Origin of the sequence: Streptosporangium sp. NPDC006007, assembly GCF_040614315.1 — a bacterium.
GTDB lineage: Bacteria > Actinomycetota > Actinomycetes > Streptosporangiales > Streptosporangiaceae > Streptosporangium.
In genome coordinates this window covers 70074-94119 of the sequence record NZ_JBEXUG010000013.1, presented here as the reverse complement: position 1 = coordinate 94119, position 24046 = coordinate 70074, and the positions used below count along the sequence as shown (strand labels likewise).

At 71.0% G+C, this 24046-nt stretch carries 23 protein-coding genes, 1 tRNA gene, 1 pseudogene and 2 riboswitches; of the genes and pseudogenes, 12 read left to right on the top strand and 13 right to left on the bottom strand.

What is annotated here, in order from left to right; genetic code table 11:
* Positions 1-5: 5 nt before the first annotated feature.
* The 5 genes from rph to ABZ194_RS13220 all read left to right on the top strand — a co-directional run bounded on the left by rph (position 6) and on the right by ABZ194_RS13220 (position 4326).
* Complete coding sequence (gene rph / locus ABZ194_RS13240; RefSeq protein ID WP_355595621.1) at positions 6-722, top strand: ribonuclease PH; 717 nt, start codon at positions 6-8, stop codon at positions 720-722.
* Positions 719-1357, top strand: a complete 639-nt coding sequence (locus ABZ194_RS13235) for an XTP/dITP diphosphatase (RefSeq protein ID WP_355595619.1) — start codon at positions 719-721, stop codon at positions 1355-1357. Before rph ends, ABZ194_RS13235 begins: the two co-directional genes overlap by 4 nt.
* A gap of 104 nt (positions 1358-1461) precedes the next feature.
* Entirely contained in the window at positions 1462-3135 is a 1674-nt protein-coding gene (locus ABZ194_RS13230) for a molybdopterin-dependent oxidoreductase (RefSeq protein ID WP_355595617.1), read from the top strand.
* Between the two features lie 127 nt (positions 3136-3262).
* Complete coding sequence (locus ABZ194_RS13225; RefSeq protein ID WP_355595615.1) at positions 3263-4060, top strand: toxin glutamine deamidase domain-containing protein; 798 nt, start codon at positions 3263-3265, stop codon at positions 4058-4060.
* Positions 4057-4326 carry a hypothetical protein gene (locus ABZ194_RS13220; RefSeq protein WP_355595613.1) on the top strand — a complete coding sequence of 90 codons (270 nt, stop codon included), beginning with the start codon at positions 4057-4059 and terminating at the stop codon, positions 4324-4326. Before ABZ194_RS13225 ends, ABZ194_RS13220 begins: the two co-directional genes overlap by 4 nt.
* A gap of 167 nt (positions 4327-4493) precedes the next feature.
* Here ABZ194_RS13220 and ABZ194_RS13215 read toward each other — a convergent pair whose 3' ends face one another.
* The 7 genes and pseudogenes from ABZ194_RS13215 to bcp form a co-directional block, all read right to left on the bottom strand.
* Positions 4494-7010 carry an FtsX-like permease family protein gene (locus ABZ194_RS13215; protein WP_355595611.1) on the bottom strand — a complete coding sequence of 839 codons (2517 nt, stop codon included), beginning with the start codon at positions 7008-7010 and terminating at the stop codon, positions 4494-4496.
* Position 7011: 1 nt separating this feature from the next.
* Entirely contained in the window at positions 7012-7701 is a 690-nt protein-coding gene (locus ABZ194_RS13210) for an ABC transporter ATP-binding protein (RefSeq protein ID WP_355595754.1), read from the bottom strand.
* Positions 7702-8126: 425 nt separating this feature from the next.
* Positions 8127-8792: a response regulator transcription factor gene (locus ABZ194_RS13205; protein ID WP_355595609.1), complete on the bottom strand. Its 666-nt coding sequence runs from the start codon at positions 8790-8792 to the stop codon at positions 8127-8129.
* A 210-nt stretch (positions 8793-9002) separates the two neighbouring features.
* Positions 9003-10202: a sensor histidine kinase gene (locus ABZ194_RS13200; RefSeq protein ID WP_355595607.1), complete on the bottom strand. Its 1200-nt coding sequence runs from the start codon at positions 10200-10202 to the stop codon at positions 9003-9005.
* A 607-nt stretch (positions 10203-10809) separates the two neighbouring features.
* A tRNA-Leu gene (locus tag ABZ194_RS13195) sits at positions 10810-10883 on the bottom strand.
* Between the two features lie 30 nt (positions 10884-10913).
* Positions 10914-11084: pseudogene (locus ABZ194_RS13190) on the bottom strand (HNH endonuclease); the annotation flags it as partial.
* 341 nt (positions 11085-11425) lie between these two features.
* Positions 11426-11890 carry a thioredoxin-dependent thiol peroxidase gene (gene bcp, locus ABZ194_RS13185; RefSeq protein WP_355595605.1) on the bottom strand — a complete coding sequence of 155 codons (465 nt, stop codon included), beginning with the start codon at positions 11888-11890 and terminating at the stop codon, positions 11426-11428.
* A gap of 127 nt (positions 11891-12017) precedes the next feature.
* Here bcp and ABZ194_RS13180 point away from each other — a divergent pair, with 127 nt between their 5' ends.
* Complete coding sequence (locus ABZ194_RS13180; RefSeq protein WP_355595603.1) at positions 12018-12356, top strand: DUF3618 domain-containing protein; 339 nt, start codon at positions 12018-12020, stop codon at positions 12354-12356.
* A gap of 98 nt (positions 12357-12454) precedes the next feature.
* Here ABZ194_RS13180 and ABZ194_RS13175 read toward each other — a convergent pair whose 3' ends face one another.
* A complete protein-coding gene (locus tag ABZ194_RS13175; protein ID WP_355595601.1) occupies positions 12455-13648 on the bottom strand; it encodes an amino acid deaminase/aldolase in 1194 nt (397 codons plus the stop codon).
* A gap of 151 nt (positions 13649-13799) precedes the next feature.
* On the opposite strand from ABZ194_RS13175, the gene ABZ194_RS13170 reads away from it, so the two are divergent.
* Positions 13800-14417, top strand: coding sequence for a DUF6286 domain-containing protein (locus tag ABZ194_RS13170; RefSeq protein WP_355595599.1), 618 nt, complete (start codon positions 13800-13802; stop codon positions 14415-14417).
* 188 nt (positions 14418-14605) lie between these two features.
* On the opposite strand, the gene ABZ194_RS13165 is transcribed toward ABZ194_RS13170, so the two are convergent.
* The 4 genes from ABZ194_RS13165 to gcvT form a co-directional block, all read right to left on the bottom strand.
* Complete coding sequence (locus tag ABZ194_RS13165; protein ID WP_355595597.1) at positions 14606-16318, bottom strand: hypothetical protein; 1713 nt, start codon at positions 16316-16318, stop codon at positions 14606-14608.
* Positions 16319-16548: 230 nt separating this feature from the next.
* Positions 16549-17925, bottom strand: coding sequence for an L-serine ammonia-lyase (locus ABZ194_RS13160; protein ID WP_355595595.1), 1377 nt, complete (start codon positions 17923-17925; stop codon positions 16549-16551).
* Between the two features lie 78 nt (positions 17926-18003).
* A complete protein-coding gene (gcvH, locus tag ABZ194_RS13155) occupies positions 18004-18393 on the bottom strand; it encodes a glycine cleavage system protein GcvH (protein ID WP_355595593.1) in 390 nt (129 codons plus the stop codon).
* Complete coding sequence (gene gcvT / locus ABZ194_RS13150; protein WP_355595591.1) at positions 18390-19478, bottom strand: glycine cleavage system aminomethyltransferase GcvT; 1089 nt, start codon at positions 19476-19478, stop codon at positions 18390-18392. The genes gcvH and gcvT overlap by 4 nt, the downstream gene beginning before the upstream one ends.
* Positions 19479-19518: 40 nt before the next feature.
* A riboswitch (glycine riboswitch) is annotated at positions 19519-19603 on the bottom strand.
* A gap of 2 nt (positions 19604-19605) precedes the next feature.
* Positions 19606-19704: riboswitch (glycine riboswitch) on the bottom strand.
* 261 nt (positions 19705-19965) lie between these two features.
* Here gcvT and ABZ194_RS13145 point away from each other — a divergent pair.
* The 5 genes from ABZ194_RS13145 (at position 19966) to ABZ194_RS13125 (ending at position 22829) form a co-directional block, all read left to right on the top strand.
* Positions 19966-20685 (top strand): FCD domain-containing protein, encoded by a 720-nt coding sequence (locus ABZ194_RS13145; RefSeq protein WP_355595589.1) that lies wholly within the window; start codon positions 19966-19968, stop codon positions 20683-20685.
* An 11-nt stretch (positions 20686-20696) separates the two neighbouring features.
* Positions 20697-21476: a hypothetical protein gene (locus ABZ194_RS13140; RefSeq protein WP_355595587.1), complete on the top strand. Its 780-nt coding sequence runs from the start codon at positions 20697-20699 to the stop codon at positions 21474-21476.
* A 36-nt stretch (positions 21477-21512) separates the two neighbouring features.
* Positions 21513-21833, top strand: a complete 321-nt coding sequence (locus ABZ194_RS13135; RefSeq protein ID WP_355595585.1) for a hypothetical protein — start codon at positions 21513-21515, stop codon at positions 21831-21833.
* On the top strand, positions 21833-22519 hold the full coding sequence (locus ABZ194_RS13130; protein WP_355595584.1) for a nucleotidyl transferase AbiEii/AbiGii toxin family protein: 687 nt from the start codon (positions 21833-21835) through the stop codon (positions 22517-22519). Before ABZ194_RS13135 ends, ABZ194_RS13130 begins: the two co-directional genes overlap by 1 nt.
* Before the next feature lie 112 nt (positions 22520-22631).
* Positions 22632-22829, top strand: coding sequence for a hypothetical protein (locus ABZ194_RS13125; protein WP_355595582.1), 198 nt, complete (start codon positions 22632-22634; stop codon positions 22827-22829).
* A gap of 467 nt (positions 22830-23296) precedes the next feature.
* On the opposite strand, the gene ABZ194_RS13120 is transcribed toward ABZ194_RS13125, so the two are convergent.
* A complete protein-coding gene (locus ABZ194_RS13120) occupies positions 23297-24046 on the bottom strand; it encodes an ABC transporter permease (protein WP_355595580.1) in 750 nt (249 codons plus the stop codon).

Below are 24046 nucleotides of genomic sequence, written 5' to 3'. Positions count from 1 at the left end.
GACGCATGGCTCGCGCAGATGGACGTTCTCCCGATCAGCTCCGCCCCGTCACCATCACCCGTGGCTGGCTCGCCCACGCCGAGGGGTCGGTGCTCGTCGAGTTCGGCGGGACCAAGGTGCTCTGCGCCGCCTCCGTGCAGGACAGCGTGCCGCGCTGGCGCCGGGGAAGCGGCCAGGGCTGGATCACCGCCGAGTACGCCATGCTGCCCCGGGCCACCAACACCCGTAACGACCGCGAGTCGGTCCGCGGCAGGATCGGCGGCAGGACGCACGAGATCTCCCGCCTGATCGGCCGGTCCCTGCGGGCCTGCGTCGACTACAAGGCCCTCGGTGAGAACTCGGTCGTCATCGACTGCGACGTGCTCCAGGCCGACGGCGGCACCCGGACCGCCGCCATCACCGGCGCCTACGTGGCGCTGGCCGACGCCGTCCGGTGGATGCGCGAGCGGAAGATGTGCACCGCCGACCCGCTGGTCGACTCGGTCGCCGCCGTCTCGGTCGGCGTCGTCGGGGCCACCCCCCTGCTGGACCTGTGTTACGTCGAGGACGTCGCGGCCGAGACGGACATGAACGTGGTGATGACGGGGAGCGGCGAGTTCGTCGAGGTGCAGGGCACCGCCGAGGGCAGGCCGTTCAACCGGGCCGTGCTGGACGAACTGCTCGATCTCGGCGTCGCCGGATGCGCGGAGCTCACCCGCCTGCAGCGGGAGACGCCGGCATGAGCACCGGGCGGGCCGAGCCGGTGGGCGTGACCACGGGCCGGCTGGTGCTGGCCACCAGGAACGCCGGAAAGGTCGCCGAGCTCCGCCGGATCCTGGCCGACGCCTCGGTTCCGGTCGAGATCGTCGGGCTGGAGGAGTTCCCCGAGATCGGCGACGTCGCCGAGACCGGCCTGACCTTCGCCGAGAACGCCCTGCTCAAGGCCCACGCCGTGGCCCGGGAGTCGGGCCTGCCGGCGATCGCCGACGACTCGGGCCTGTGCGTGGACGCGCTGAACGGCATGCCCGGCATCTTCTCCGCCCGCTGGTCCGGCGGGCACGGCGACGACGAGGCGAACCTGAGGCTGCTGCTCGCCCAGGTGTCCGGCGTGCCGCCGGAGCACCGGGGCGCCCACTTCGCCTGCGCGGCGGTGCTGGCCCTGCCCTCCGGGAAGGAGTGGGTGGCCGAGGGCGCGCTGCACGGCATGATCATTGATACGCCGCGCGGCGTCAACGGCTTCGGCTACGACCCGATCTTCGTACCGGAGGGGGAGGGCCGCACGACGGCCGAGCTGTCGGCGGAGGAGAAGAACGCGATCAGTCACCGGGGCCGCGCCTTCCGCGCGCTGGCGCCCGTCATCGCCGAAGTGCTCGGCTGAGCGACCCCCGCAGGGGGACGGCAGGGGACGGCTGGTGCCCTCCCCGGCGGGCGCATGGCCGGTGGATAAGGTCCTGTTGTCCGTGGGGGCGTACCGTCGGGAGCATGGACGGTAACCGGCGTGTGCCCCTCTGGGCGGCGGTGCTGATCGGCCTGGTGACAGGTGCGGTGGCGGTTGGGGTGTCCCTGCTCTTCGCCGGGCTGGTGAAGGCCTCGGCCTTCCCCGTCGTCGCGGTGGGCAACGCCTTCGTCGACCTCACCCCGGCCCCGCTGAAGGAGTTCGCGATCCGCGCCTTCGGCGAGAACGACAAGACCGCGCTGCTGGTGGGCATCTTCCTGGTCCTGACCGTGATCGCCGCCGCCGTCGGCGTCCTGGCGGCAAAAGACCTCCCCTACGGCCTGGCGGGGCTGGCCGCCTTCGGCGCCGTCGGCGTTCTCGCCGTCCTGACCCGGCCTGGCGCGGCGCTGGTGGACGTCGTCCCCACCCTGGCGGGTGTCGCCGCGGCCGGGTTCGCCCTGCGCGCCCTGCTGCGGCACGCTGTCGGCGAGCCGTCGGCCGGTGCCGTCGGCGAGCCGCCCGCCCATGCCGCGGGGCGCCCTGGCGTCCGTGTCACCGGGGAGCCGCCCGCCCGCGCCGCCGAGGAGCCGGAGGGGGAGCGGCCGGGTGTCCGGGCACGGGCGGTCGCGCGGGCCGGCGAGGACCGTCGCGTGTTCGACCGGCGCGACCTGCTGGTCTGGACACTCGGCGGCGTCGCCGTGGCCGGGGTGAGCGGTGTGATCGGGCGGATGCTGTCGGGACGCGCGGAGGTGAGCGCGGCCCGGGGCGGCCTGACGCTGCCCCGGCCCGCCACCCCGGCCCCGCCACTGCCGGCCGGGGTGGACCTGAGGATCGCCGGTCTGTCGCCCTTCGTCACCCCGAACCAGGACTTCTACCGGGTGGACACCGCCCTCATGGTGCCCCAGGTCGATCCCAGGGACTGGGCCCTGCGGATCCACGGCATGGTGGACAGGCCCGTCGAGCTCACCTTCGCCGACCTGATGAAACTCCCCCTGATGGAGGCCGACGTCACGCTGTGCTGCGTCTCCAACGAGGTCGGCGGGTCGCTCGTCGGCAACGCCCGCTGGCTGGGCGCCGGCCTGGCCGGTGTGCTGCGCGACGCGGGGGTGCACCGGGACGCCGACATGCTGCTCAGCGCCTCCGCCGACGGCTGGACCTCCGGAACCCCGATCGACGTCGCCCTCGACGGCCGCGACGCGCTGCTGGCCATCGGGATGAACGGCGAGCCGCTCCCGGTCGAGCACGGCTTCCCGGTCCGTCAGGTCATCCCCGGTCTCTACGGCTATGTCTCGGCCACCAAGTGGGTGACGGACATCAAGGTCACCCGGTTCGACCGGGACAAGGCGTACTGGACGCCCAGGGGGTGGTCGGCCAGGGGGCCGGTCAAGACGGAGTCGCGCATCGACCTGCCGCGGGACGGCGCGCGCGTCGCGGCGGGCCGTACGGTGATCGCGGGTGTCGCCTGGGCACAGCACAGGGGCGTGGCGGCGGTCGAGGTCCGGGTCGACGGGGGCGGGTGGTCGCGGGCCCGGCTGGCCGAGGCGCCGACCGCCGACACCTGGCGCCAGTGGGTGGTCGACGACTGGGACGCCACACCCGGTGGTCACACCATCGAGGTGCGGGCCACCGACGCCACCGGCTACACCCAGACCGCCGAGCGCGCCTCGGTGGCTCCCGACGGGGCCACCGGATGGCACACCATCACCGTCGACGTCGCCTGACCGGCGTTCCAGGCGCCGGCGGAGGGTGTCGGAGGGGCGAGCCCAGCCCCTGATCTGGTCAACTCGTCCGCGTCGTATGGGGGGCCGCCCTAGCATCGGGGCCGAACGGGTGGCCAAGGGGGACCGTGTGACTCAGTCGTTTTTGCCCACGGGGGTCTACAACCCCGTGGTGACCGCTGACGGGCAGCGGTGGCGGGACTTCGAGCTGGAGCCCCAGGCGGTGGCCGTGGTGGCCGCGCCACGGGTGCCGGAGCGAATGCCGGAGCGGGAGCCGGACCGGATGCCGGACCGGGGACCGGAGCGAGGGCCGTGGCGGCCGTCGCGGTTGGAGCGGTGCAGGCCGTACGGTGTGGCGGGCGGGCTGGTGAGGCCGGACCCGCAGACCCAGGAGGACATGGTGCGGGCCGTACCGGTGACCGGTCAGGGAATGCCCAGGCGTTTTCCCGATCCACGGGGTATGTGGGTCCGGCTGATCAACGGGGCCGGGGCGGCGGACGACCCCTTCCGGGCGACCAACGCGCTGGACTGCGCGCTGGCGGTGCTGTCCACCTGGTATGGCACGCCGACGGTGGCCGCGCCCCGGCGGCCGGAGTACGACCGGATCGGCAGGCCGCTGCTCACCGGTGAGGCCGGTGGGGTGGCCAGGGCCGAGCGGTGGCTGGGGCAGCGCTTCCAGTACGTGGGGCAGGGCCGGCAGGCCTACGTCCCGATCGGCCAGGCGCTGCTGGCGGGGGGCCACGGCGCCGCCGCGATCATCGCCAACCGCTGGCCGGCCGGGGGCAGCCACGTGTGGAACGCGGTGAACTCCGGGGGAGAGGTGATCTGGATCGACGCGCAGCGAGGGCATATGGCGGTCGATCCGCCGTACGACGCGGTTACCGGCGTCTTCTGCGTGGTGATCGACAGGGAGGGGCGGAGGCTGTGAACCTCGACCAGGCCAGGGCTGTCGCCGAGGAGTACTTCAACGGGGTTCGGACCCCAGGTTCAGCCGCCGAAATCCGGATTTATGCCTTCAACGAGGGCTATGTCGCGTGGTCGAAGGAGCCCGAGCCCGACGACCCCGGCGTGCTGCCCGACACGGTCGGCGGCGGATGCGTGATCATCGACAAGGTCACCGGGGAGGTCGCCATCCGGCCCCTCCTCAACCCCGAGACCGTCGCCGACCAGTGGCCGGGCCGCCGCCCCCGATAACCCCGTGTCCTTCCGGGCCGCACCCCGGAAGGACACGGCCTCCGGCCGAGCGGCGGGAGGCGGACCGTGCCCCTCGGAACGGGCCGGTCCACCGGAGACCGGCCCGTTCCGAGCCGGGCTCGGCCGGTCTCCGCGCGAGGCGGAGCGGAGGCCGGGACGCCGCCCGCTCAGCCCGTGGCGAGCGAGTCGACGATCGAGGCCCGCGCCGCCCTGCGGGCGGGCAGTACGGCGGCGAGCACACCGGCCAGACCGGACACCACCACGAACGCCAGGATCTGCGGCACCGGGAGGTCGAACACGAGGTTGTCCGTCAACGTCCGCGTCGCGGCCCAGCCGAACGCCACGCCGAGCACCACACCGACCAGCGCGCCGATGAGCCCGAGGATCAGCGCCTCGATCGAGAGCATCCGCCGCAGCTGAGGACGGGTCAGGCCGAGCGCCCGGAGCAGCGCCGACTCCCGGGTCCGCTCGTGGACCGAGAGGGAGAGCGTGTTGGCGATGCCCAGCAGCGAGATCAGCACCGCCAGGCCCAGCAGGCCGGTAATGATCATCACGACCATGTCGAGCGCCTCGTCGAACTCGCCCCGGACATCCGTCGAACTGGCGACCTTCGCCCTCGGATACGGCTGCGCGGCCGCCTCGACGGCCTTCCTGGCCCGGGTGAGGTCGGTGCCGTCCTTGGCGTTGACCAGCACCCGGCTGTCGTCGACCGGGCCGAAGTAGCGGTCGAAGTCTCCGGCCGGCACGGTCACCCCCGCCAGGTCGGCCTTCCGGGCGTCGAAGACGCCCACCACCGTGAGATCGACCGAGCCGGCCTCCGCGGTCCGCACCGGGATCCGGCCGCCCACCGTGACGCCGAGGTCCTTCACGACGTAGTCTGCGACGATCGCGGTCCCGGGCTTGAGCGCGTCGATCGAGCCCGAGGTGAGCTTCGGCCTGAAGTCCGGGGGCGCGACGAACGTGCCGACCTGATACTCCTCACCCTTGTTTCCGGCCTTGGCCTCGGTCTCGCGGAACGCGGCGACGGAGGTCAGCTCCGGCCTGGTCCTCAGGTCGTCGGCCAGCGCGCGGGGCAGGCCGGAGCCGCCACCCTGGGCCTGGACCATGTAGTCGACGGGGAACTGCTCGTCGAGCTTCTGGGCATAGGTCAGCCGCATGGTGCCGACCAGGACCGAGATGAGCGTCATCAGCGTCACCCCCACGGTGAGCGCCACGGTCGTGGTCGCCGATCGCCGGGGGTTACGTCCGGAGTTGTCCAGGGCGAGCCTGCCGGGCACCCCGGCGAGCCTGCCGGGCAGCCAGCCCACGAAGGCACCGAGCGGTTTGACGATCACCGGGCCGAGGATCAGCACCCCGAGGAAGACGAGCAGGCCGCCCGCCATGACCACGACGAGCGCGATCTGCCCGCGCTCCATGGTCACCCCGGCCGCCGTGGCGCCCACCCCCGCGACCAGGAAGAGCAGCGCGGAGATCACCCGGATCAGGCCGGCCCGGAAGGTGTGCTCGTCGATCTGCGATCGCAGCGCCGCGATCGGCGCCACCTTCGTCGCGGACCGGGCGGGCAGCAGCGCCGCCCCCACCGTGACGACGAGGCCGACGAGCAGCGCGAGAACGATCGTGCGCGGCGCCAGCGCCGCGGTCGCCGAGGGCAACGGCGCACCGATCGAGATGAGTACGGCGAGGGCCCCCGCGCCCAGGCCGTAGCCGAGCAGCAGGCCCAGCACCGACGACACCAGGCCGACCACGGCGGACTCCAGCACGATGGAGCCGAAAACCTGCCCGCGCGTCGCGCCGATGCAGCGCAGCAGCGCCATCTCCCGGGTCCGCTGGGCGATGAGGATGTTGAAGGTGTTGTAGATGACCAGCGCGGCCACGAACATCGCCACCAGGCCGAACAGCAGCAGGCCCACGGTGATGAACCCGTTGTCGGCGCCGTTGACCTTGACCAGGTCGTCGGCGTACCGCTCGCCGGTCTTGACCTGGTAGCCCGCCCCCAGGGCCGCCGCGACCGAGTCGCGCACCGTCTCCTGGGACACGCCCTCGGCGCCGGCGACGTCGATCTCCTGGTACCCCTTCTCCCCGGTCATCGCCCGGGCCGTGCCGGTGGTGAAGCCGACCCCGCCGGTGTAGGCCAGCTGCTGGTCGAGGCCGGTGTCGAACAGGCCCACCAGCGTGAACCGGTGCTCGGCGTTCTTGGAGTCCAGCACCGTGACGATGTCGCCGACCTTGAAGTCGCGCGTCTCGGCGGTGTTCTCGTCGAGCACGGCCTCCGCCGGGGTCTTCGGGGCGGAGCCACTGGTGATCGGGACGCGGTTCAGCGAGCCCTCGGGAACGGAGATCCCGCCCGTCGGAAAGTCACCGGCCGCCTTGCCGTCCTTGCCGATCAACGCGGCCGTGCCCCGCACCAGACCCTGCGCGTCCCGGACGCCGTCGAGCGCGCGGATCCTCCTCAGCACGGTGTCGGAGAGCTGCTCCCCCGTACCGGTCTTCTCATCCGAAACGGGCAGCACGGCAACATCGATCTTGTCGGCCGCCGCGGCGAACTTCTGGGTGAAGCCCGCCTGCATGGTGTCGGTGAGCACGAACGTGCCCACGATGAAGCCCACCCCCAGCGCGATCGCCAGCGAGGTGAGCAGCAGGCGCAGCTTGTGCGCCCGCAGTCCGGCCAGAGTCGTCTTGAGCAACTCAGGACTCCAGCTTCATCAGTGTGTCCAGCACGGTCTGCGGGGTCGGCTGGAGCAGCTCGCTGACCAGCAGCCCGTCGCGCAGGAAGATCACGCGATCGGCGTAGGAGGCCGCGACCGGGTCGTGGGTGACCATCACGATCGTCTGCCCCAGCTCACGTACCGACGTGCGCAGGAAGGACAGCACCTCGGCGCCGCTGCGCGAGTCCAGGTTACCGGTCGGTTCGTCGGCGAAGATGACCCGCGGCTTGCTGATCAGGGCGCGGGCCACCGCGACCCGCTGCTGCTGGCCGCCGGACAGCTCGGTCGGCCTGTGGCCGAGCCGGTCACGCAGGCCCACGGTGTCCACGACCCGGTCGAACAGGTCCTGGTCGGCCTGGCGCCCGGCGATCTCCAGCGGGAGCCGGATGTTCTGCTCGGCGGTCAGCGTCGGCAGCAGGTTGAACGCCTGGAAGATGAAGCCGATCCGCTCGCGGCGGAGCAGGGTGAGCTGCCTGTCGCCCAGCCCGGTCAGCTCCACCTCCCCGATGTGCACCTGCCCGCCGGTGACCGTGTCGAGCCCGGCCAGGCAGTGCATCAGCGTGGACTTACCGGAGCCGGAAGGCCCCATGATCGCGGTGAAGGCACTTGTCGCGAAGGAGACGTCCACCCCCCGAAGGGCGTGCACGGCCGCGTCCCCCTGGCCGTACATTTTGGTCAGACCCTTGGCCACAACGGCGGCCGCAGCTTCTCTCCGCGCGCTCCAGGCGCCGACCTCTCCGGTTATGGTCACGTCAGTTCTCCTCGGCAACATATGCGTTATGACGTGACAAACGCTATTGCCGGGGAAAACGCGATCCATCGGACTCCAGGACGGACTTCGCGTCCCCCGCAGGACCTCCACGGTGGGGCGGCTGCTACCTCAGAGGTAGTCCCGGCTCGGCCATTCGGCCGAGCGCCCCGGAACGGCGCCCAGGCCGGAGAGCACCGTCCCGAACCCGGGACGTCCCGCCCGCCGTACCGGCACCTCGGGCACGGCCGGCCATGCCGGTACGGCGGGCACGGCCGGCTGCCCGGTGAGGGGGCGTGCTCCCCGCGGACCGGTGCGCGACCCGGTGAACGCGCCCGGTTGCACTCCTAGCCCGCCGAATGCGGGACGACCAGACCGGACTCGTAGGCGTACACGACCACCTGGGCCCGATCCCGCAGGCCCAGCTTGGACAGAACCCTGCCCAGGTGCGTCTTGACCGTCGCCTCCGCCAGGTCCAGCCGACCGGCGATCTCCGTGTTCGACAGGCCCCTGGCCACCAGCACGAGCACCTCCCGCTCCCGTGCGGTCAGCCCGCCGAGCGCCTCCGGCTCGGCCGTGCCCGGCGCGGGGAGATGCACGGTGAAGCGCTCCAGCAGCCGTCGTGTCGTGCTCGGAGCCACCACCGCGTCCCCGCTGTGCACCGAGAGGATCGCGCTGACCAGGTCCGAGGGCGGCACGTCCTTCAGCAGGAACCCCGAGGCGCCCGCCTTCAGCGCCGCGAACGCGTAGTCGTCCAGGTCGAACGTGGTCAGGATCAGCACCCGTGGTCTCTCGCCCGCCGCGCAGATCAGCCTGGTCGCCTCCACCCCGTCCATGACCGGCATCCGCACGTCCATCAGCACGACGTCGATCTCGACCGTCCGGGCCGCCTCGACCGCGTCGGCCCCGTTGCCCGCCTCCGCGACGATCTCGATGTCCGGCTGCGCGCCGAGCACCATGCGGAACCCGGCCCGCAGGAGTTCCTGATCGTCCACCAGCATCACGCGAATCACGGATCTTCCACCACTTCTCACTCGCCCCGCCGGTGGCTCTCGCCTCTCGGCCGGCGATCTCGTCCATCGAGCCGGGTCCGCTCCGGCACCGCTTCCTCAGTACTCTCTCACCCACCCCGGTGGCCCGCGCCCCCGGAAGAGCCCCCGTCGCCCCGCCCCGCCCCGTCCTGTCCCGCCCCGTCCTGTCTTGTCCTGGCCTGTCCGGTCACGTCACGCCGCCCGGATCTCCCCGGGCTCGCCCGTCGGCAACCGCGCGACCACCCGGAACCCGCCCCCCGCACGCGGCCTCGCCTCAACGGTCCCGCCGAACATGGACACCCGCTCCCGCATACCGACCAGGCCGTGCCCGCCCGGGCACCCGGGGGCGGCGCCGCCGCGGCCGTCGTCGGTCACCCGCAGGCAGACCTCCCGGGCGCCGTACTCCACCTCGACCGTGGCCCGGGTGCCGGGACCGCCGTGCTTGAGGCTGTTGGTGAGCGCCTCCTGGACGATCCGGTAGACCGTCAGCTGCTCCCCCTCGGGAAGCTCCCGCCGAGAGCCGATGACCCGGAAATCGACGGGCAGTCCGGAGGAGCGCACCTGGGTCACCAGGTCGTCCAGCTGCGACAGGCTCGGCTGCGGGGCGTACTCCTCGGGCACGCCGTCGGCCCGCAGCACCCCGACCATCCTCCGCATCTCGGCCAGCGCCCGCCGGCCCGTGCTGGAGATCGCCCGCATCGCCTCGCGGGCCTGCTCGGGATCGCTGTCGATCGCGTAGCTCGCCCCGTCGGCCTGGACGATGATCACACTCACGTTGTGCGCGACCACGTCGTGCAGCTCGCGGGCGATCCGGGTCCGCTCGGCCGCCGCGGCCAGCCGGGCCTGCTGGTCACGCTCGTGCTCGGCCCGCTCGGCCCGCTCCTCCAGGCTCTCCAGATAGCGGCGGCGGGTATTGGTGTAGATCCCCGTGATCCAGATCGCGACCACGAACACCGAGGCGGTGGCCCATGAGTTGAAATCCGGATCCGTGGTGATCTGCCCGAAGGAGAGCGCCAGCCCCAGCTCCGCCACCAGGCCGGCGGCGACCGCCCAGCGAAGCCGGCGGCGCGACGCCACGCCGTACATCGCGATGAGCACGGCCGTGTTGAAGAACAGCGGTATCACCCCGGCCAGCCACTGGGCGAAACTCGCCAGTGAGACGATCGCGAACACCGCGAGGGGATGTTTCCGCAGCCAGAAGAGCGGCACGGTCAGCATCAGCCCGATGCCGAGGAACTCCCGGAACCCCGGAACACGGGGGATCCAGAGCGGCTCCGGCTCCACCGCGACGAGCCACACGTTCCAGAGCGAGACCAGCACGAACGGCGCCAGCCAGAGGATGTCCACGATCCTTGGATGGCGCCGACTCCAGGCGCGTACTCTGCCGAACACACCCCCACCATACGTATACGCAGATCAGTGGCCTTCCCCCTAAAGGGGGAACCCGTATACGACTCAGGTCGCATATCGCGTACGGCTTACGCGGTCTTTACCCACTGTTTGCCACCATGGTTTCCGGGAGCACCCTCCGGGGTGAGTAAAGGGAGAAACGGTTGTGATGGCGGGTCACAACGGCGTCGGGTCGCGCGGTGAAGAGGACGCGCCGCGCGACCCGGCGGCATCCCGCGCCGGGATCCGGCAGGCCCCCGCGTGAGGAACCGGCCCGCCCACGTCTCGGAGACCGGCCCGCCCACCCCGCAACCCCTACGGCAAGACGCCCGATCGGCCGCCGCCCGGACCCCCTGAAGGCCCGTCACCGTCTCCGGCGGGAACCCGTCGCGGGGCGTCCTCGTCAGAGCAGGAGGCGTCGGAGGCGGGGACGCGGTCCCTCGCGAGGTCGGATTCGCGCAGCAACCGGACCGCCGCACGTATCGCCGCGGATCTCGATTTGGCGCGTCCACTGTTCACGTAGTATTCGAGAAAGAACGCGTCCTGGCCGGACAGGATGACGCCTACGTTCACTGAGTTCAGCACGACGGTATGTTTTTCAATGCGATCGTGGGGCCGATGGGATTCGAACCCATACTGCGCGCCACCTAAAGACGCTGCCTCCTGCCGTTGGGCTACGGCCCCTTTGTTTTTTCCCGCGAAGTTCTCTGTCTGAGAATGGCAGTTCGGGCAGAGGAATCGCAAGTTATTTATTCTGTTGTCAAGCCAGTCGCCATTGAGGTGGTCGACGTGCAGCGTGAGCGGCCCGCCCTCCCAGGCGCCCTCGATCTTACAGGCACTACACCGGTAGGGCACCCCGGCTTCCTGAAGTGCCCGGCGGAGCATGGGGGGCTTCGTTCTGAGGGATCCCGGCGGGCGCATCCGGAGGACCTCCTCCGGAGGCAGTCGCCTGGCCGAACGTTGCCCGCGATGACGTGCCTGGCCGAGGAAGTGCGAGGTGTCGATTCCGAGGCGTCTCAGTTGGCGGCTGATGTGCGCGTGATTTCCGCCCGCGGCGGTGATGCCGAGACGGCGGAGGACGTCGGCGACACTCAGCGAGTTCGCCGCGGCTTCGGCCAGCATTTCGGGGGTGTATTTGTATTTGCTGGGCATGCTCCAAGCCTACGGAAGGGTTCCGACAATTCCTGGAGCATGCGCGGGCCGCGCCAAACGGTGAAAAAAGGCGATTAATCGATGCCGAGTTCGCGGCGGAGACGGGCCACGTGGCCGGTGGCCTTCACGTTGTGGAGGGCCTTTTCGATTTTTCCGTCGGAATCGATGACGAAGGTGGAACGGATCACGCCGACGGTGGTCCTGCCGTACATCGTCTTCTCGCCGTGGGCGCCGTAGGCCCGGTGGACCTCCAGGCCGGGGTCCGACAGGAGGGGGAAGGTCAGGGCTTCGCGTTCGACGAACGTGGCGAGCTTGGCCGGGGTGTCCTTCGACACGCCGAGGACGACGAGGCCGGCGGCGGTCAGGGAGGCGAGGCTGTCGCGGAAGTCGCACGCCTGCTTGGTGCAGCCGGGGGTCATCGCGGCGGGGTAGAAGTAGAGGATGACGCGTTTGCCGCGGTAGGCGTCCAGTGACACGGTGGTGCCGTCGGCGGCGGGAAGCGTGAAGTCCGGGGCGGCGTCGCCGGGCTCTGGTCTCATGTGTCTCCTCCGGGGAATCGTTCCCGGGTCAACTTACCGGCCCGCCCGAAGTGCCGTGGGCCGGCGGGACCTGACAGACTGCTCAGTGTCGACGGCGATGAGAGTCGAAGGCGATGAGAGGAGTGCCATGGCGGAGACCGATCCCGCGGAGTTGGAGCGGCGGATCGAGCGGACCCGCGCGGAGTTGGCCCAGACGGTTGACGCCATCGCCGATCGGGTCAGCCCGAAGCAGGTCGCGCGGCGGACCGCGGCCAAGGCCGAGTCGAGCGCGAAGCAGTTCCTGACCTCCGTCGCCGACAGGGTGGGTGACGCGGTGGGGGTCACGTCGCGGCCGGCCGCGGTGCGGGACGAGCCGGACGGCCTCTGGGCCGAGGAGCAGCCGAGCCTGGCGCCGCTCCTGGTCAGTGTGGGCGCCGCGCTGGTGGTCACCGCGATGATCACGCTGTGGCGGCGCCGCCGCCGGTGACGCGCGGCCGGGCGCGGATGCGGCGGGTACGGAGGCGCGGCGGAGGCTTACCGGATCGAGTCCGCCTGACCGGGCAACTCACTCTCGGTTCACCCCCGTTAGAGGAAGGTGCGCCCCTCGCCTCGGTAGGTGGGGGCCGTCTCCACCACCTCGTCGCCGTCGATCAGGTGCAGGGCCGCGAAGCGCTCACAGAGCTCGCCCGCCTTGGCGTGCCGGAACCAGACGCGGTCGCCGAGCCGTAGTTGGTCGGCGGCCCGGCCCAGGAGCGGGGTCTGGACCTCGCCGGCGCCCTCGTCGGGGTCGTAGCGCAGCCCGCCGGGCAGGTAGGGCTGGGGCAGCCGGTCCGGGCCCGGGGCGCCGGAGGCGTGGTAGCCGCCGCCGAGGACGGTGACGACGCCGGGGGCCGGGCGGCGGACGACGGGGAGGGCGAACAGGGCGGCGGGCCGGCCGGAGAAGCCTCGGTAGAAGTCGAACAGGCGGGGGTGGAAGAGGCCCGAGCCCGCGGCGACCTCGGTGACGGCCTTCTCGCGGACGGTCTTCTCAATGCTGCCGGTGCCGCCGCCGTTGACGAACTCCAGGTCGGCGACCCGGCGGACGGCCTGGACGATGTGTCCTCTGCGTACGATCAGCTCCTGCCACGATCGAGCCTGCATCCAGCGGATCGCCCTGGTGAGGGCCGGGTTGCCCGGCCGATCGTCGCCGACCCCGGCGATCTGGGCCTCGTAGGCCAGCACGCCGGTCAGGCGGAGGCCGGGGCGTTTGACGATGTCGGTCGCCAGGTCGGCGGCCTGGTCGGCCTCGCGGACGGGGGAGCGGCGGGCACCCGCCCGGAACCTGCCGCCGAGGGCGATGAAACCCGCGTCGATGTCCAGACATATCCGGATCTCGTGACGGTTGGGGATGCCGCCGATCGCCGACTCGATGAGATCCAGGTGTTCGGTCCGGTCCACCGTGACGGTGATCTCCTCGGCCGCCCGGGGATCGGCGGCCAGTTCGGCGAGCGCGGAGCGGTCCACGGTGGGATAGGCGACAAGCACGTCCCTCAGCCCGCAGGAGACCAGCCAGAGGGCCTCGGGCAGGGTGAAGGCCATGACGCCGGTGAAGCCGTCCATGGCGAGGACCCGCTCCAGGACGGGCCGGGAGCGGACGGACTTGCTGGCGACCCTGATGGGCTTGCCGCCGGCCCGCCGGATCATGTCCGCCGCGTTCGAGCGCAGGGCCGCCAGGTCGAGCACGGCGAGGGGAGGGGTCAGGTGCGCGGTGGCCCGGTCGTAGCGCTGACGGTCGTCCATGTCGGCAGGATAGTCACATCCAGGCGAATGTGAGTAATGTTCATGTTAGTTGCCCGGCGGTAAATTCTCCGGCCAGGAGGCTCCCAAGATCGTGAAAATTGCCGGTCGGACCCCGCGTGAGGCGGCCGGGGCGCGTAGACCTGACCAGGTGATGAGTACTCTCCAGGACATCTTGGCGGGAGCGGGGGGCACGACGGCCGGAGAACACCTGCACGCGGTGCGCCGCAGGTCGGTGCGATTGCTGAGACCGGAGAGGACTCCGGCGGGCGTGCTGGTGGCCCTGCTGGCCGCCGCCGGGCTCTCCGCCGCCGCCGGGGTGACGGCCGGTCTGGCGATGGGCTCTCCGCTCGGGCGCGTGCCGTACCGAAAGCTCGCGGGCGGGATCGGGGCGGTGAAGTGGTCGGACCCGGCGGTGTTCACCGTGGCGACGGCCGCGCTGGCGGCCGGTGTCCTGCTGCTGGTGCTCGCAGCCCTGCCGGGGCGGACCCGGCTGGTGCCGCTGGAGTCCTCGGACTCCCGCATGGTGATCGGCCTGACCCGGGCGGGACTCCGCCGTACGCTGCGGGCGGCGGCCGAGTCGGTGGACGAGGTGGGCAGGGCGCGGGTGCGCCTTGGGTCGCGCGACATCGAGGTCACCGTGTTCACCGGCGCGGACCGTACCGGTCACCTGCTGCGCCAGGTGGGCACGGTGGTGGGGGACCGGCTGGCGATTCTGGGCGCGATGTGCGGGGGCGAGGTCGTGGTACGGCTGCGCAGGAGGGGAGTCTGATGAGGGCGTACCTGGGCAATCGGATCGGCCTGGCCGTCTCCGGGGCGGTTCTGACCGGGGCCGGGCTCTACGCCTGGATTCGGAGCCAGGGAAAGATCGGTTCCCAGGCGGCCGGCGACCGGATTCTGAGCCGGGAGCTCCCCGGCTATCTGTCCGGGCATCCGTGGCTGGGCTGGTCGGCCGCGCTGCTACAGGTAGTACTGGCTCTCCTGGCGATCAGGTGGCTGGTGCGTGCTCTGGGCTGGGGGCGGTGGGGAAGCCGGAGCGGGTCCGGCACCGCGATGCTTGGCGTCGCGCTTAAAGAAGTCGAAGGACTGAGTCGCATCCATGTCAGGACGGTACGGGGTGATCGGCTGCGGATCGCGGTGAGCTGTGAGCCCACGGCCGACGTCGGAAAACTCGTCACCCGGCTGAACAAGGACGTCGTCACGAAGGTCCGCAAAACTGTCGGGGATGAGGATCTCGGGGCCTCCGTCCGTCTCCACGTCCGGCGGCGCTGACGGCGGCTCCCGCCGCGTCCCGAAGGCCAGTCCGGCGGCCAGGCAGAGGAAGGGGACGGCGGGCACCACGTAGCGGTGGTCGAAGGCCGCGATGAAGGGTGGAAGGACCAGCAGCACGGTCCCCACCGCCCAGGGCAGCAGTACGGCGCCGCCCAGCCGCCGCCAGTGGAGCAGGACGCCGACCAGGCCGACCAGCAGGATCATCGCGAGGTACGGGCCGCGCAGGGAGCCGTACCGCTGGTAGGCGCGCAGCCATCCGGCGTAGGGCTCGGTGAGGCGGGTGTCGCCGGATACGCCCTGGTAGGCCGTGGTCAGCTCTCCGGCGGTCCTGCCCTGGGAGGCGATCCCGGCGGGGAGGGGCCTGGCGACGTCGGGGAAGACGTAGGCGCTCTGCGGGCCCGGGGTGGGGTAGACCCGGCGGTCCCAGTCGAAGATGTGGCCCACGTCCGCCAGGCCCGCGCGCAGGAAGTCGAGCGGCTGGGCCCTGATGGCCTGGATCGCGAAGTCGCCGGCGAGCCTGTCGCGCTCGGCCCAGGTGCCCTTGACCTTGTTCAGCGGTGAGGCGCCGTCCCAGATGTAGGCCGGAGGGGCCTTGCGCTCGCCCACCGGGTCGGTGGGGCAGAGCGCGGCCTCGGGACCTGAGGGCCTGATCCGCTCGCAGTCGGCGAAGGTGAGCGTGCGCGCCCACAGGAAGGCGTTGCCGCGGGTCAGCCCGTAGTCGCCGTAGGTGGACGCGAACCAGGCCGCGTAGCCGCCCAGCCCGATCGCGCAGGTCAGCGCCGCGGCGGTGAACGCCCGCCATCCGGCGCGCCGGATCACCATGCAGACCAGTACCACGGCGATCAGCGGCAGCCCGATCGTCCGGGTGACGGTCGCCGCGGCGAGCAGGAGTCCGGCGAGCAGCGCGATCCACACCGGTGGGCGGCGCCGCCACATCACCAGCGTGACCGCCGCCATCACGAGGAACTCCAGCAGCAGGTCGGCCATGACGAGGTGTTCGAGCTGGACCTGGTGGACCTCCAGCAGCACCGGGAGCGTGGCGAGCGTCGCCCCCCAGCCCGGCAGCCCGCCGAGGCGGCGCAGCAGGAGGTAGACGCAGCAGGCGGCGGTCAGCCCGAGCAGGTGCTGGATCACCACGACGGCCTGGACGCTGGAGAGCGGTTTCAGCATCCACAGGAACAGCGGGTAGCCCGACGGGCGGGACTCCAGCGGACGCGGGTCCAGCCCGGCGTTGAGGTAGACGAAGGAGTCGGCCCAGAACCACAGGGCCGGCCGGTAGCCCAGCACGGCCACGGCCCTGAGCCCGGCGCCGGCCAGCAGGGCGATCATGAAGAGCCAGTGGGAGCGGAGGAAGGGGCTCTCCGGACGTGTTTCCTCCGGTGACAGAACCTCCGTTGACACCAGAACCTCCGAGTCTCCGCGATGGGGGCACCCAGCATAGGGCGGGCCACCGGCCTATGTGGAGGAAGGCGAAGTTTGCGCCCATTGACTCATTTGTCAGATAAATGGGTGAGTCGTTCCCCTGTCGGCCCGAACCCCGCCCGCCCTCATCGGGAAAGGACTCCCGAACGTCCCGCTCCCGTGTCACCCCGGCCAGGTGGGCCGTCGCGCGACGCGCGGGAGCGGAGCGGTCAGCACTCGATGACGTTCACGGCCAGGCCGCCGCGGCTCGTCTCCTTGTACTTGTCCAGCATGTCGCGGCCGGTGTCGCGCATCGTCTTGATCGCTTTGTCCAGGGAGACGAAGTGGCGGCCGTCGCCGCGCAGCGCGATCCGGGCCGCGGCGATGGCCTTGATCGAGGCCACCGCGTTGCGTTCGATGCACGGGATCTGCACCAGGCCGCCGATCGGGTCGCAGGTCAGGCCCAGGTTGTGCTCGATGCCGATCTCGGCGGCGTTCTCCACCTGCTCCGGGGTGCCGCCCAGCACCTCGGTGAGCCCGGCGGCGGCCATCGAGCAGGCCGATCCGACCTCGCCCTGGCAGCCGACCTCGGCGCCGGAGATGGAGGCGTTCTCCTTGAACAGCACGCCGATCGCCCCGGCGGTGAGCAGGAAGCGCACCACGCCGTCGTCACTGGCCTGGGGGACGAAGCGGTCGTAGTAGGTGAGCACGGCCGGGACGATGCCGGCGGCGCCGTTGGTGGGGGCGGTGACGATCCGGCCCCCGGCCGCGTTCTCCTCGTTCACCGCGAGGGCGAACAGCGAGACCCAGTCCATCGCGTGGAGCGGGTCCTTCTCCGGGGACTCGCCCTGCAGTCTCCGGTGGAGCTGGTTGGCCCGGCGCCTGACCTTCAGCCCGCCGGGCAGCACGCCCTCCTTGGAGACACCGCGCCGGACGCAGTCGGTCATGACGCGCCACAGGTGGAGCAGCTGGTCGCGGATCTCCTGCTCCGAGCGGCCGAAGGCCCTCTCGTTCTCCAGCATCAGCCCGGAGATCGACAGGCCGGTCTCGGCACAGTGGGCGAGCAACTCGGCGGCGGTGGTGAAGGGGTGCGGCAGGGCGGTGTCGTCCGGCTTGATCCGGTCGGCGCCGGTGGCGTTCTCGTCCACGACGAAGCCGCCGCCCACCGAGTAGTAGATCTTCTCCCTGATGAGGTCGCCCGCCTCTGAGAAGGCGCTGAAGCGCATGCCGTTGGGGTGGTGCGGCAGCGAGATCTTGCGTTCGAAGACGAGGTGCTCGCCGACCACGAAGGGGATCTCGTGGGAGCCGTACAGGGAGATCGTCCCGGAGGCGCGTATGGCGGCCAGCCGCTCTTCCACGGTGTCGACGTCGATGAGCTCGGGTTTCTCGCCGGAGAGGCCGAACAGGACGGCCTTGTCGCTGCCGTGACCCTTGCCCGTCAGGCCGAGGGAACCGTACAGGATCACCTCGACCCTGGCGGTCTTGTCCAGCAGCCCGGTCTCGTCGAGGCCGCGGGCGAACCTGTGGGCGGCGGCCATCGGCCCACCGGTGTGCGAGCTGGACGGGCCGATCCCGATCTTGAAGAGGTCGAAGACGCTGATCGCCATTGCTCTGTCCTTGCCTTCACATCGCCGTGATCATGCGCGCCGGTCGGCGCGCATGATCACGGCACAAAAGGAGAAATTTTAGGATTCGCCCGAAGTGAGTGCGGCGTACTCCTCGGAGGACAGCAGGTCCTCCGTGTCGCCCTCGATCCGGACGCGGAACAGCCAGCCCTCGCCGTACGAGTCGCTGTTGACCAACGACGGGTCGTCCACGACCGCCTGGTTGACCTCGATGATCTCACCGGTCACCGGGGCGAAGATGTCGCTCACCGACTTGGTCGACTCGACCTCGCCGACGGCGTCGCCGGTGGTGACCGCCGACCCCACCTCGGGCACCTGCACGTAGACCACGTCACCCAGCGCCTCGGCGGCGTAGGCGGTGATGCCCACGGTCAGGGTCAGGCCGTCGTCGATGCCCGAGATCCACTCGTGTTCCTTGGTGTAGTGCAGGTCCTCGGGGATGTTGCTCACTTTTTCCTCCTGTAGAAAGGCAGTTCAACGACCTCGACCGGTTCGCGGCTACCCCGGATGTCCACGGCCAGGCCGGTGGACAGACCGGTGTCCACGTAGGCCATGGCGATGGGCCTGCCCAGTGACTGGGAAGGCGCCCCGCTGGTGACCTCCCCGACGACGGTGCCGTCGCCGGAGACCACCTGGTACCCGTGGCGGGGCACCCGGCGGCCGGTCGCGACCAGTCCGACCCGACGACGGGCCGGCGGGACGTCCTTGAGCGGCTCCAGGGCGGCCCGGCCGACGAAGTCGCCCGGCTTGTCAAACCTCACCACACGGCCGAGCCCCGCGTCGAACGGAGTGAGCTCCGCCGACAGCTCGTTTCCGTACAGCGGCATGCCCGCCTCCAGGCGGAGGGTGTCACGTGCGGAGAGCCCGGCGGGGAGCAGGCCGTACGGCTCGCCCGCCTTGGTGAGCGCGGTCCAGAGCGGCTCGGTGTCGCCGGCCGCGACGAACAGCTCGAAGCCGTCCTCGCCGGTGTATCCGGTGCGGGCGATGAGCGCCTCGCGCCCGGCCACGGTCGCGGGCAGGCCGGCGTAGTACTTGAGGCCGTTCAGGTCGGCGTCGGTGAGCTCGCTCAGGATCTCCAGGGAGCGGGGGCCCTGGACCGCGATCAGCCCGTACCGCTCGGAGCGGTCGTCCACCACGGCCTCGAAGCCCTGGGCGCGCTCGGTGAGCTCGGCGGCCACCCGGGGATAGTTGGAGGCGTTGGCGACGACCATGAACTCCTCGCCGGTCAGACGGTAGACGATCAGGTCGTCCAGCACGTGGCCCCGGCGATCGACGATCATCGTGTAGCGGGCGCGGCCCGGTTCGAGGGCGGAGATGTAGCCGACGAGCGCGTAGTCCAGGGCCTCGGCGGCCTGCGGGCCGGTCACGAAGATCTCGCCCATGTGGGACAGGTCGAACAGGCCCGCCGCCTGGCGGACCGCGTTGTGCTCGGCGGCCTCACTGCCGTAGCGGAGCGGCATCAGCCAGCCCGCGAAATCGGTCAGCGTCGCGCCGAGGGCCTCGTGGACGCCGCGTAGCGGCGTGGGTCGGGACATGTTCGCACCTCAGGCAGGGGTCAGATGAGAGCATCCTCCCCCTCTGTCGTGGATGCCTGAGAGCTTCGCCCGTTTTTTGCCGGACTTTCACCTTCGGCGAGGCCGTACGGCCTGCTTTCCAGAGGCACCTACCCGCACGGTCCTTTGCCTTGAGAGGTTCGCGGGGAGGGCTTGCTCCTTCAGGGGTCCTGGCCTGGATGTCAGGACGCTCTCCCGCGCGGGGTTCATCGGTGTCGTGGCCAGCCTAACCGTCCGCACCGGCCGAGCGAAATCCCCGTACTGTCACGGTTCCTCCCTGATTGTCATCTATCCCTGGTGTATGAGGGATCCATTCGGTCATCCGGTCATCCGGCCCCGGATGCCGGGGGCCGCCCCCGCGCGAAGGCCGGAGCCGGCGCCCCCGCGGCTCTCCTCGTCGAACCGCCATTGGGCTAAGATCAGACCATTGGAGTGTGCGGCGGGCGTCGGTCAAGGGGGTGGGGGCGGCGTGGACGAGTGGGCGCCCCTGGCCGCCGTGTTACGGCCCGTCCGGGCGGGCAACGCCTTCGAGGAGACGGTGGAGCGCCTGCTCCAGGCGATCAAGCTGGAGGTGGTGACCGAGAAGCTGCCGCCGGAGCGGGAGCTCGCCGCGCACCTCGGCATCAGCCGGGTCACCCTGCGCGAGGCCATCCGGGCGCTGCAACAGGCCGGCTACCTCGACGTACGGCGGGGCAGGTACGGCGGCGCCTTCGTCACCTACACCCCGCCGCGCCCTGGCCAGGGCGACCTGCGCAGGGCCGTGGTGGACATGGGCACCGACGACCTGGCCGACGCGCTCACCTTCCAGATGGCCGTGGAGCTCGGCGCGGCCCAGACGCTGGCCGGCACGGAGCTCGACCGGCCGCGCCGCGACGAGCTGCGGAGGCGGCTGAGGGAGGTCAACTCCGCGGGGCCGGGAGACTACCGCCGTCTCGACACCGCCTTCCACCTGGCCATCGCCGAGCTGACCGGCTCCCCGCTGCTCACCGCGGCCTGCGCCGACGCCTGGCTCAGGGTCGCCGGCCTGCTCAACGCCATCCCGCTGCTCCAGCACAACATCCGGCACGCCGCCGTCCAGCACGAGGAGATCGTGACGGCGATCTTGGCCGGAGACTCCGGCGCCGCGAGCCGTGCGGTGGCCGGGCATCTTGAGGGCACCGCGACCCTACTGCGAGGGTTCCTCGCATAGCCTGATGGGCCGTGGGGGATTTGTTCCGGCAAAGAATATTGGACACAGGGCGGCTGCCGCTGTTCTGTTTCTTTGTCGCGTTGATCGGCGCCTTCGTGTTCACCCGGATCAACGTCCGGCTCATCCGCGCCAAGCTCGGCTGGTTCCGCAACGTCAACATCGGTGAGATGCACATCCACCACGTGGTGTTCGGCGTGGTGCTGACCATGCTGGGCGGGGTGTCGGGGCTGATCGTGTCGGGCATCTCCCAGAGCTGGTACGCCGTCACCGCGGCGGTCTTCGGCATCGGCGCGGCCCTGGTCCTGGACGAGTTCGCGCTGATCCTGCACCTGCACGACGTCTACTGGGAGGAGGAGGGCCGTACCTCGGTCGACGCGGTGTTCATCGCGATCGCGATCACCGGCCTGCTCCTGCTCGGCCTGCGCCCACTCGGCTGGGAGGGGTCGGACGGCACGCCGCAGGGCACCTGGGTGACGGCCGGCGTCATCGTGGCCAACCTCGCGCTCGCCACGGTCACCCTGCTCAAGGGCAAGATCTGGACGGGCCTGGTCGGCCTGTTCGTCCCGCTCCTGCTGATCCCGGGCGCGATCCGGCTGGCCCGTCCGGGCTCGCCCTGGGCGTACTGGTTCTACGCCCCCGGCACCCGGCGCCCGGCGCCCCGCAAGATGGTCGGAGCCGAGCGCCGTGAGGAGCGGTGGCGCCGCCCGGCGATCCGCGCGAAGATCGCCTTCCAGGAGTTCGTCTCCGGGCGCCACGACCTTCCCTCCACCCGGAAGCGGTCGCGGCGATGAGGCGGCGGACGGGCCCGGGCGGGCATACTGAGAGGCGTGAGTGCGCTTCCGTCCCGCTGGGACGGTGTGGAGCAGCGGATCCCCGGCTCCCTGGCCGACCTGCGCGGTCCCGCCACGGGGGTGGTCGCCCTGCCCATCCACCTGGCCTGGTCCGGGCTCACCGAGTTCGATCTGGTCAACCCGCTGCTGCGGATGAGCCTGTATCGCATCGTCATCACCGGCGGCGGCCGGGCCGACGCCGAGTCGTATCTCAACGCCGGGCTCCTGGTGGCCGACTGGCCCACCCTGCGCCGGGGGCTCGGGCCGAGCTACCGGCGGGCCTGGGAGAGCAGGATCACCGATCTGGGGTGGGAATGATGACGCTGCCTCCCTTCCAGCAGCGGATGGTGCAGGCCGTACTGCCCGCCTGTGCCAGGTTCGGCCTGGTCCTGGCCGGCGGTCACGCCATGAACGCCCACGGTCTCACCGACCGTCCCAGCGACGACCTCGACTTCGCCACCGCCGCCGAGATCCCGCTGCCCGAGGTCGCGGACGGGGTGGCCCGGGCGTTCGGGGACGCCGGGCTGGAGGTCACCCTGATCGAGGTCACCCCCCGGATGGGGCGCATGGTCGTGCGCGACCCGGTGACGGAGCAGAGCTGCGAGTTCGACCTGCTCAGGGAGGCGTTCCAGCGTCAGCCCGTGACCCTCGGCGACCTGTCCGTCGTCTCCCTCGCCGACGCGGTGGGCCTGAAGATGCGCGCCCTGCACGAACGCAGCCTCGCCCGCGACGTCATCGACATCGCGTCGGTCTCCCACCTGTACGGCTTCCGCGAGCTGGAGCACCTGGCCCGGCTGCACAACGAGGAGTTCTCCCTCGCCGAGCTGGTGATGCGGCTGGAGTTCGTCGAGTTGATCGCCGACGAGGACTTCGAGTCCTACGGCGTGGACGGCGAGCGGATCGCGGAGATCCGCCGGTTCGCCTGGGCCTGGGTGGAGGACATCAAGCTCCGCAGGGCCGACGAGGGCGACGCCGAGTACGACGACGTTCCCGACCTCGACTGAGCCCCCTCGAAGGGGCCGGGCGCCCGGGCCGAGCGGGAAACACGGGGCGGGGACGCATATTCGGCCGCCTGCGGGGAAGCCGAGGGGCCTGCCTGCCGAAGGAGTGTGGACCATGGGTCTCGTCGAGAAGCTCAACCTGCGAGAGATGAGGGCTTGGGCCAAGCGGAGGCTGGGAAGGCGTACCGGGAACCGCCGGCTGGTGGCCGAGGGCCGTACCGAGGAGGCCGAGGCCAAGTTGCTCAGGACCCAGGACGAGATTTTGGACACCGTGGCCGAGCTGCGCAGGAAGTACGGCACCCGCCGCCGCTGAGCCGCCTCCGGGCGGCGGAGGGGGCGGGGTGCGGGCCGTCGGCACCCACGGGGAGCTGCTCGCCGACGACGACCTCTACCGTGAGCCGGCCGCCCCCCAGTTCCTGCTCCCCACCTGACGGCTCTCGTCCGCGCTGTGGAGCCAGGTCACGTTGATCTCCCTTATTTCCTACCAATCCCACAAATTGCAGTGGTGCGTAGCGGGATAGTTCGGGCACCGATCCGCTGGGCCGGTTGGCCGCCGGGAAATCGGGCATCCCGCCCTGTGCGGAGCCTCTTCTTCGCTCAAGGGCGCTCATCGGGCGCTCGCCGAGTTCGATCTCCGGTCCAGTCCGTGCGGGGCGGGGGCCAGGGCAAAGGTCGATGTGGCAACCGGAAAGGTGGGCGTCCCCGGGGGAGAGCCGGGGACGCCCACCCTTCTCCGGAGGGCGTGGACGTTCGCGGGGGACACGGCCGGGGCCGGGTGGGTTACCCGGCCAGCTTCCTGAGCGAGCGGACCGACCAGACCAGGGCGAGCGTGCCGAGCACGATGAACAGGCCGAAGGCCACCGGGATCGTGCCGTCGGACAGGCGCCCGGCGAACAGGGACCTGCCCGCCTCGACCGAGTAGTAGAGCGGGTTGAACTTGGCGGCCGTCTGCATCCACGCCGGGCCGAGGGAGACCGGGAGCAGCATCCCGGCCAGCAGGGTCAGCGGTAGCGCGAAGAACTGCACGATCTGCGACATGCCGCCCTCGTCGCGGACCGCCAGGGCCAGGCCGTAGGAGACGCTGGCGGCGAACAGGCCGGTCGCGGCCATCAGCAGCAGCATCAGCAGCACCGTGGCAAGGCTCAGCCGCAGGCCCATCAGCACGGCCACGCCCATCACCAGGAGCGCCTGGAGGACGAGGACGAGCATGTCCTTGATCACTCGGCCCAGGATGATCGCCGGCCGCCATGCCTGGCTGACCGCGAGCCGCTCCAGCACGCCGTTGCGGGTCTCGTTGATCATTGTGAAACCGGCGAACATCGAGCCGAACAGGGCGATCATCATCATGGTGCCGGGGGTGAACATCTGCAGCGCCTCGATCAGCGTCCCGCCCTTGGTCGTGGTGGTCAGCAACGGCGCGAACAGCAGCAGGTAGAGCACGGGTTGCAGGATGCCGAACAGGGGCCAGACCGGGTTACGGCGGACGTTGCCGAGCTCGTAGCCGAGAAACAGCATGGTGTGTCGGAACAT